This is a genomic window from Roseobacter sp., assembly GCF_024639605.1.
Classification (GTDB): Bacteria; Pseudomonadota; Alphaproteobacteria; order Rhodobacterales; family Rhodobacteraceae; genus Roseobacter.
Map to the genome: position 1 here is coordinate 1 of NZ_JAHEHZ010000049.1, position 8,575 is coordinate 8,575.

Annotated in this window: 7 protein-coding genes and 1 tRNA gene; 5 read left to right on the top strand and 3 right to left on the bottom strand. The window is 59.7% G+C overall.

The annotated features are described in order from the left end of the window. Window positions 1-46: 46 nt before the first annotated feature. Genes gpt through fabI form a run of 3 tightly spaced genes read right to left on the bottom strand, consistent with a single transcriptional unit; the run spans window position 47 to window position 1,982 of the window. Window positions 47-562, bottom strand: coding sequence for a xanthine phosphoribosyltransferase (gene gpt / locus Q0M35_RS08455; protein ID WP_295314123.1), 516 nt, complete (start codon window positions 560-562; stop codon window positions 47-49). A gap of 3 nt (window positions 563-565) precedes the next feature. Continuing rightward, a complete protein-coding gene (locus Q0M35_RS08460) occupies window positions 566-1,168 on the bottom strand; it encodes a LysE family transporter (RefSeq protein WP_295314125.1) in 603 nt (200 codons plus the stop codon). A gap of 7 nt (window positions 1,169-1,175) precedes the next feature. After that, entirely contained in the window at window positions 1,176-1,982 is an 807-nt protein-coding gene (gene fabI / locus Q0M35_RS08465) for an enoyl-ACP reductase FabI (RefSeq protein WP_295314127.1), read from the bottom strand. Between the two features lie 144 nt (window positions 1,983-2,126). Here fabI and pdxH point away from each other — a divergent pair, with 144 nt between their 5' ends. The 5 genes from pdxH to Q0M35_RS08490 all read left to right on the top strand — a co-directional run bounded on the left by pdxH (window position 2,127) and on the right by Q0M35_RS08490 (window position 8,571). Continuing rightward, window positions 2,127-2,732 (top strand): pyridoxamine 5'-phosphate oxidase, encoded by a 606-nt coding sequence (gene pdxH, locus Q0M35_RS08470; RefSeq protein WP_295314129.1) that lies wholly within the window; start codon window positions 2,127-2,129, stop codon window positions 2,730-2,732. Between the two features lie 271 nt (window positions 2,733-3,003). Then, window positions 3,004-3,546, top strand: coding sequence for a cold-shock protein (locus Q0M35_RS08475; protein WP_295314160.1), 543 nt, complete (start codon window positions 3,004-3,006; stop codon window positions 3,544-3,546). Continuing rightward, window positions 3,546-4,010, top strand: coding sequence for a DUF192 domain-containing protein (locus Q0M35_RS08480; protein ID WP_295314131.1), 465 nt, complete (start codon window positions 3,546-3,548; stop codon window positions 4,008-4,010). The genes Q0M35_RS08475 and Q0M35_RS08480 overlap by 1 nt, the downstream gene beginning before the upstream one ends. 41 nt (window positions 4,011-4,051) lie before the next feature. Beyond that, window positions 4,052-4,128, top strand: a tRNA-Pro gene (locus tag Q0M35_RS08485). Window positions 4,129-4,920: 792 nt separating this feature from the next. After that, entirely contained in the window at window positions 4,921-8,571 is a 3,651-nt protein-coding gene (locus tag Q0M35_RS08490) for a vitamin B12-dependent ribonucleotide reductase (RefSeq protein WP_295314132.1), read from the top strand. Window positions 8,572-8,575 lie beyond the last annotated feature (4 nt).

Below are 8,575 nucleotides of genomic sequence, written 5' to 3' on the forward strand. Positions count from 1 at the left end.
AAGCCTCCGGCGGGGATATTTTTAAGCCAGAGAACGGCGGCTTGTGTCAGTCTGTACCCCGGTAGGGTTCGACGTATTGCAGTGCCATGTCCCAGGGAAAGAAGATCCAGGTGTCCTGGCTGACTTCGGTGATGAAAGTGTCGACCTGGGGGCGGCCTTTGGGTTTGGCATAGACGGTGGCGAAATGCGCCTTCGGGTACATCTCGCGCACGACTTCAAGGGTTTTGCCGCTGTCCACCAGATCGTCGATGATCAGAATGCCGGTGCCGTCACCCATCAGGTCCGTGTCCGGGGCTTTGAGCACGCGGGCATCGGACTGTTTCTGGTGGTCGTAGGATTTGATCGAGATTGTATCGACGGTGCGGATATCAAGCTCTCGGGCGGCGATCATCGCAGGAGCCATGCCGCCGCGGGTGATGGCGACAACAGCACGCCAGGCGCCGTTATCGGGGCCCTGGCCGTCAAGACGCCAGGCCAGAGCGCGGCTGTCGCGGTGGATCTGGTCCCAGCTGATATGGAAGCCTTTTTCATGGGGCAGGCGGGCAGGGTCTTTGGTGCTCATGGGCTACCTTTCGATAAGCAGTCGCAGGCCGAGGGCGCCGAGCAGCATGGCGGCGATCCGGTCCAGAAGGGGTTTGGCGCTGAGATAGCCGCGGCGCGCGGGTGCGCCGGAGAGCAGGAGTGCAAAGAGCGTGTAGAAGGCAATCTCGAGGAGGAGGTGGTTGGTCACGATGAGCGCGATCTCTCCGGGGGCGAGGCCGCGGGGAAAAACAAGCACGATCACGGCGGCGGCAAAGAGCATGGATTTGGGGTTGCCTGCGTTCACCATAAGGCCCGACAGGAAGGCGCGCCCGTGCGGCCGGGTCGTTTCGGGCAGCGGTGCTGTCGCGTGGCGCCAGGTCTGTACGGCGATCCACATGAGATAGAGCGCTCCGGCAGTTTTCAGCGCGGTATAGCCCCAGGGGAAGATGAAAAAGACGCTTTCCAGACCAACAAGAGCAGCGAGCGTCCAGAGCGAGGCCGCGAGCCCGAGGCCCGCACCTGTGGCGATACCAGCAGCACGGCCTGCGCTCACACAGGTTTTTATGAAATAAAGCAGCGCGGCCCCGGGGCTGGCGATGGCTGCTGCCAGCACGATGTTGAACGCAATGAGGCTGTCGGGGCTCACCTGGGGGTTATTCCTTGCTCATATCGGGCGCATCCACGGCTTTCATGCCTACCACGTGGTAGCCTGCATCCACATGCAGGTTTTCGCCGGTCGTACCGGAGCCCAGATCAGAGAGCAGAAAGAGAGCCGCTTTGCCGACATCCCCGATGGTCACATTGCGGCGCAGGGGCGAGTTATACTCGTTCCACTTCATAATGTAGCGGAAATCGCCGATGCCTGAAGCCGCCAGCGTCTTGATCGGGCCGGCGGAGATGGCGTTGACGCGGATACCGTCCTTGCCGAGGTCTTCGGCGAGGTACTGCACCGACGCCTCAAGCGCCGCTTTGGCGACACCCATCACGTTATAATGCGGCATGACTTTTTCGGCGCCATAGTAGGTGAGCGTCAGGCAGGAGCCACCGGGGTTCATCATCTTTTCGGCGCGCTGCACTACGGCAGTAAAAGAATACACCGAAATATCCATCGACATCGCGAAATTGCTGCGGCTGGTATCAACATAGCGGCCACGCAGTTCATTTTTGTCGGAAAATCCGATGGCATGCACGATGAAATCGAGGCTGTCCCATTTTTCTTTCAGCGCGTCGAAAAGCGCGTCCATCGAAGCCTCATCGCCCACATCGCAGGGCAGAACCGTGTCGCTTCCCAGTTGTTCGGCCAGCGGGCCCACACGTTTTTTCAGCGCCTCGCCCTGGTAGGAAAACGCGAGCTCCGCGCCCGCGTCGGCACAGGCTTTGGCGATACCCCATGCAATCGACTTGTCGTTGGCAAGCCCCATTATCAGTCCGCGCTTACCGGCCAGCAGATCATTTCCCATGGAGCCCTCACAATGTATAATCAGTCGTGCTGCCCCGCTGAATAAGCGATTGCGCATGTGCCATCAAGAGACCCTGCGACCGGGGTTGACCTTTGGTGCGTTCCGGCCACCTGTTGGGCACCGACAGATCCCGGGGAGAGACCGATGGAAAAGAGAACAGGTAAATTTGCGGGCGAGGACCCCTTTGTTCTGGCGCGGGCGTGGCTGGAAGAGGCTGAAAAGACCGAACCGAACGACCCCAATGCGATCGCGCTGAGCACGGTTGATCCTGACGGGTTGCCCAATGCCCGCATGGTGCTTCTCAAAGAAATCAGTGCTGACGCCTTCGTATTCTACACCAACTATACCAGTGCCAAAGCGGGCGAAATTGATGCGGCAGGCAAGGCGGCCTTTGTTCTGCACTGGAAATCTCTGCGCCGTCAGATCCGGGTGCGCGGCCTTGTGAGCCGGGAGGACGGTGAAAAGGCGGATGAGTATTATGCGTCCCGCTCGCTCAAAAGCAGGTTGGGGGCCTGGGCGTCGGATCAGTCAAAACCGCTGTCGTCGCGGGCAGCGCTGATGGCAGAGGTTGCCAAAGTCACCGCACGGCACGGTACGGACCCCGCACGGCCACCGTTCTGGGGAGGATACAGGATTGTGCCGCTGGAAATCGAATTCTGGGCGGATGGCGATTTCAGGTTGCATGACCGGTTTGTCTGGCGCCGCACCTCGGCCGATGCCGGCTGGGATATCACCCGCCTCAATCCCTAATATTCCGCAGAGTAAAACAACTTAGCGACTCACCCTGTTTATGGCCGCACAGATTCTGTGCGCGAACCATAGGACAGGAGTGAAGTCAGTATGTATTCGGACATACTACACGCATAGGATGCATAAAAAACCCTGTCACAATTCTGTGATACTTGCGGAAGCGTGATTCCGTCTGTACCAAGCGGTTTAATTCATCAGCGACAGTATTTACGGTTGATCCGGGAAAGGCATATCGCGCAAGATTATGTTAAAGTCTCCGACGATGGCGGGAATGCACCGAGTGAACGAAACCGCAGACATATCCAGATCCGTATCCGGAATGGTGAAATGGTTCGATCCGGTTAAAGGGTTCGGGTTTGTAGTCGCGGACGCGGGCGGGCCTGACATACTGCTGCATGTGAATGTTCTGCGCAACTTCGGGCAGAGCTCAGTGGCGGACGGCGCCCGGGTGGAACTGGAAATCCAGCAGACAGATCGCGGTGTTCAGGCGACCCAGGTGCTGGCCCTGCAACCCCCCGAGACCAGCGATGCAGTCGGGCTGTCGGATATCGCAGCCCTTGACCCTTCCGTGGTGGCCGCAGCACCGCTTGAGCCTGCACGGGTAAAATGGTTCGACAAGGGCAAGGGCTTCGGCTTTGCCAATGTTTTCGGCCGGCGCGATGACATTTTTCTTCACATGGAAGTTCTGCGTCGTTCCGGGCTGTCGGATCTTGCGCCAGGCGAGGCGCTGGCGCTGCGTGTGATTGAAGGCAAGCGCGGCCATATGGCGGCTGAGGTTTTTGCCTGGGAAGCCGCGCTGGACCGCGACGACTGATGCGCTCACGCGCACTGGCGATATTATTATATCTCCTCACCGCAACCGGGCTTGCAGCGCAGTGCCGTGAGGATGCTGTCATGCTCCGCGGTGACTGGGGCGAGGCGCGGTTTACCGTCGAGATCGCCGACAATGACAGCGAGCGCGCGCAGGGCCTGATGCACCGCCCGTCGATGCCTCTCTCTGCCGGTATGCTCTTTATCTACGAGCGGCCACAGCAGTTGTCGTTCTGGATGCGCAATACGCTTATCCCGCTCGATATGCTCTTCATCGATCCTGAAGGCCGGGTGCAGCACATTCATCACCGTGCCGTTCCGCTGGATGAAACGCCGATCCCGGGAGGCGACGGGCTGACACATGTGCTCGAGATCAATGGCGGTCTGGCCAAACGGATGGGGATCAGCGAAGGCAGTTCTGTCCGGCACCCGTCATTTGATCAGGGTGATGCTGTCTGGCCCTGTTAGGGCTTTTCAAATCAGACGCGGCGGTCTAAGGAGGCGGCAGTCGGAGCGTGGCGCAGCCTGGTAGCGCACCTGTTTTGGGTACAGGGGGTCGGAGGTTCGAATCCTCTCGCTCCGACCACTTTCGTTAAATCTGTGAAAGAGCGACGCGGTGCCGGCAGGTCACGGCGTATTTTAAGTGTCTTCCGGGGTAAGCTGCGTGCCAGTCAGTGGTTGCGACTCACAGTTGCCATCCCCGTAACCCGGCCCCCCGAACGCCTGACCGCAGCTACAACATCTTGTGGTTTTTCCTGCATCATCTCGCCAGCCTCGTCATATCTGGTGAGTTGATTTTCTGCGCTGAGCGCTCCGCAACACAAATATGTAACACTGCGTGAATAGTATTAACGGGTGCGCGTTCTTTTTTCCGCGAGCGCCTGGCCGCGCCGGCCCGCACGGGGGCGACGGCAGATTGTTCCGGGCGCTACCTCAGGTATCTTCCGTAAGCCATCATATGCACTCGGTAAATCGGCCCCGGTGGAAAACGACAAATGACCCGCTCTGCAGCGAAGCCTACCGTAGCGTCACTGATCTGAATCAGACAATTTCGGTGGCTGCTGAAAACAATACCTGCGTCAAGGGTCATTGTTTCGGAAAAAGTGCAAAAAATTCGTTGACCAGACAGGGCGATATACGTCAGTTTGTGGGGGCCGACGATCTCGCCACAACATGTAGTGGTTAAACGCTCAGGGCGGATCGACGGGACAGGGGCAACAGACGATCACCAATATCGATCTGATACCGAAGACGGCGGTGCGGGGAACGCGACCACCGGGCACGGTACATATTGTCCGGTCCTATCGGCGGAGGCTGGGATGGCGCCGCAATGACGGTGTGGTTCTGAAGATGAAAAGCTGGATACGAGGCAGCGAAAATGAAAATTGAACGCAGATTTACCAAAGCCGGGCAGGACGCCTACGCCGAGCTGGATTTTATCACCACCGCATCAGAAATCCGCAATCCGGACGGCACTATTGTGTTCCGCCTTGATGACGTGGAAGTGCCGGGCACGTGGAGCCAGGTTGCCAGCGACGTCATCGCGCAGAAGTATTTCCGCAAAGCCGGCGTACCGACCGCGACACGCAAAGTAAAAGAAAAGGGCGTGCCAGAGTTCCTGTGGCGCTCGGTACCTGCTGAAGGCGCCTCCATGGGCGGCGAAACTTCCTCCAAGCAGGTTTTTGACCGGCTCGCCGGTGCCTGGGCCTACTGGGGCTGGAAGGGCGGCTACTTCACCTCCGAAGAAGATGCGCAGGCCTACTTTGACGAGATGCGCCACATGCTGGCCAGCCAGCGCGCCGCACCGAACTCTCCGCAGTGGTTCAATACCGGCCTGCACTGGGCCTACGGAATCGACGGCCCGGCACAGGGCCACCATTATGTCGATTACAAATCCGGCAAGCTCACAAAATCCAAATCCTCCTACGAGCATCCGCAGCCTCACGCGTGTTTCATCCAGTCCGTTTCTGACGATCTGGTCAACGACGGCGGCATTATGGATCTGTGGGTCCGCGAAGCGCGTCTGTTCAAATACGGCTCCGGCACCGGCACCAACTTCTCCTCCCTGCGCGGCGAGGGCGAAAAGCTCTCCGGCGGTGGCAAATCCTCGGGCCTTATGGGCTTTCTGAAAATCGGCGACCGCGCGGCGGGTGCCATCAAATCAGGCGGGACAACCCGTCGGGCAGCCAAAATGGTCATCGTCGATGCCGACCACCCGGACATCGAGGATTTCATTAACTGGAAAGTCATTGAAGAGCAGAAAGTGGCCTCCATCGTCGCCGGCTCTAAAATGCACGAGCAAAAGCTTAACGCGCTTTTCGAGGCGATCCGCATGTGGGACGGTGCTGAGGCTGACGCTTATGATCCGGCAAAGAACGAGGCCCTCAAACAGGCCGTGCGCGACGCCAAAAAGGTCTCGATCCCCGAAACCTACGTCAAGCGCGTGCTGGATTACGCAAAGCAGGGCCACACCTCGATCGAGTTCCCGACCTATGACACAGACTGGGACAGCGAGGCCTATAATTCAGTCTCCGGCCAGAACTCCAACAACTCGATCCGCGTGACCAACGCCTTCCTTACCGCCGTCGAGAAAGACGCCGACTGGGAACTGATCAGCCGCGTCGACGGTTCGGTCACCAAAACGGTCAAAGCCCGCGATCTCTGGGAGCAGGTCGGCCACGCCGCCTGGGCCTGTGCCGATCCTGGCATCCAGTATCACGACACCGTCAACGACTGGCACACCTGCCCGGCAGACGGCGCGATCCGCGGCTCAAACCCCTGCTCGGAATATATGTTCCTTGACGACACGGCCTGTAACCTGGCGTCGATGAACCTGCTGACCTTCCTGCAGGACGGCACCTTCCAGGTCGAGGACTACATGCACGCCACGCGTCTGTGGACCGTGACGCTGGAGATTTCCGTGCTGATGGCGCAGTTCCCGTCCAAAGAGATCGCGCAGCGGTCTTACGACTTCCGAACGCTGGGTCTTGGCTATGCAAACATCGGCGGTCTGCTGATGAACATGGGCTACTCCTATGACAGCGACGAGGGCCGTGCCCTCTGCGGCGCGCTCACCGCGATCCTGACAGGCGTCTCCTATGCCACTTCTGCCGAGATGGCGGGCGAGCTTGGCCCGTTCCCGGGCTATGCCAACAACGCCGGACATATGCTGCGGGTGATCCGCAACCACCGCACTGCTGCACACGGCAAGGCGGGCGGCTATGAAGACCTCGCCGTGAAACCGGTGCCGCTCGACTATAAGAACTGCCCCGACGAGACGCTGATCGACGTGGCCCGCGGGTCCTGGGATCTGGCGCTCGAGCTGGGCGAAAGACACGGCTACCGCAACGCACAGGTCTCAGTGATCGCGCCCACCGGCACCATCGGCCTCGTCATGGACTGCGACACAACCGGCATCGAGCCCGACTTCGCGCTGGTGAAGTTCAAGAAGCTCGCCGGCGGTGGCTACTTCAAGATCATTAACCAGTCGGTGCCTGCAGCGCTTGAAAAGCTCGGGTACGGCTCGGCACAGATCGAGGAAATGGTCTCCTACGCGGTTGGACACGGCACAATCGGCAATGCGCCGGGCATCAACCACACCACACTGGCGGGTCACGGCTTTGGCGCCAATGAGCTGGCCAAGGTGGATGCGGCCCTGGCCTCGGCCTTCGATATCCGCTTTGTGTTCAACCAGTGGACGCTGGGCGAGGAGTTCTGCACGCAGGTTCTGGGCATTCCAACCGAAAAGCTGAACGATCCGACATTTGACCTGCTGCGCCACCTCGGTTTCAGCAAAAAGGACATTGACGCGGCCAACGACCACGTCTGCGGCACCATGACCCTGGAAGGCGCGCCCTTCCTCAAGGACGAGCACCTGCCGGTCTTTGACTGCGCCAACGCCTGCGGCAAGAAGGGCAAGCGCTACCTCAGCGTCAACAGCCACATCCACATGATGGCCGCGGCACAGTCCTTCATCTCGGGCGCGATCTCCAAGACAATCAACATGCCCAACGACGCCACCATCGAAGACTGTCAGCGCGCCTATGAGCTGAGCTGGTCGCTGGGTGTCAAAGCCAACGCGCTGTACCGCGACGGCTCCAAGCTGAGCCAGCCTCTGGCCGCATCGCTCGTCGAGGACGACGAGGACGCGCAGGAAATCCTTGAAAGCGGCTCGGTCACTGAAAAGGCCGCCGTGCTGGCGGAAAAAGTGGTCGAGAAGATCATCGTCAAAGAGATCGTCAAATCGCACCGCGAAAAGATGCCTCAGCGCCGCAAGGGCTACACCCAAAAGGCCATCGTGGGCGGACACAAAGTGTACCTGCGTACCGGCGAATATGAGGACGGCAACCTTGGTGAGATCTTCATCGACATGCACAAAGAGGGTGCTGGCTTCCGGGCGATGATGAATAACTTCGCCATCGCGGTTTCGGTCGGTCTGCAGTATGGCGTGCCGCTCGAAGAGTTCGTCGATGCCTTTACCTTCACCAAATTCGAGCCTGCCGGCATGGTGCAGGGCAACGAGACGATCAAGAACGCGACCTCGATCCTCGACTATGTGTTCCGCGAACTGGCGGTCTCTTATCTCGACCGTACAGATCTGGCGCATGTCGCTCCCGAGGGGGCAAGCTTCGACACCATCGGTCGCGGCGAAGAGGAAGGTGTGCGCAACGTCTCCGAAATCTCCGAGACAGCGGCGACACGCTCGCTGGAGGTGCTGCGCCAGATCAGCTCGACAGGCTATCTGCGCAACCGCCTGCCGCAGGAACTGGTGGTGCTGCAGGGCGGGGCGGAAGTGCCGGCCACAGCCTTCGACGGGCTCGCCCCGCTCGAAGCGACCACCGGCGCGGTCGCTACTATGACAACAACCACAGCCGTGGCCAGCGGATCCGTCTCAATGGATGCGCGCACCAAGGCCAAAATGCAGGGCTATGAAGGCGAGGCCTGCGGAGAGTGCGGCAACTACACGCTGGTGCGCAACGGCACCTGCATGAAGTGCAACACCTGCGGCGGTACAAGCGGGTGTAGCTGAGGAG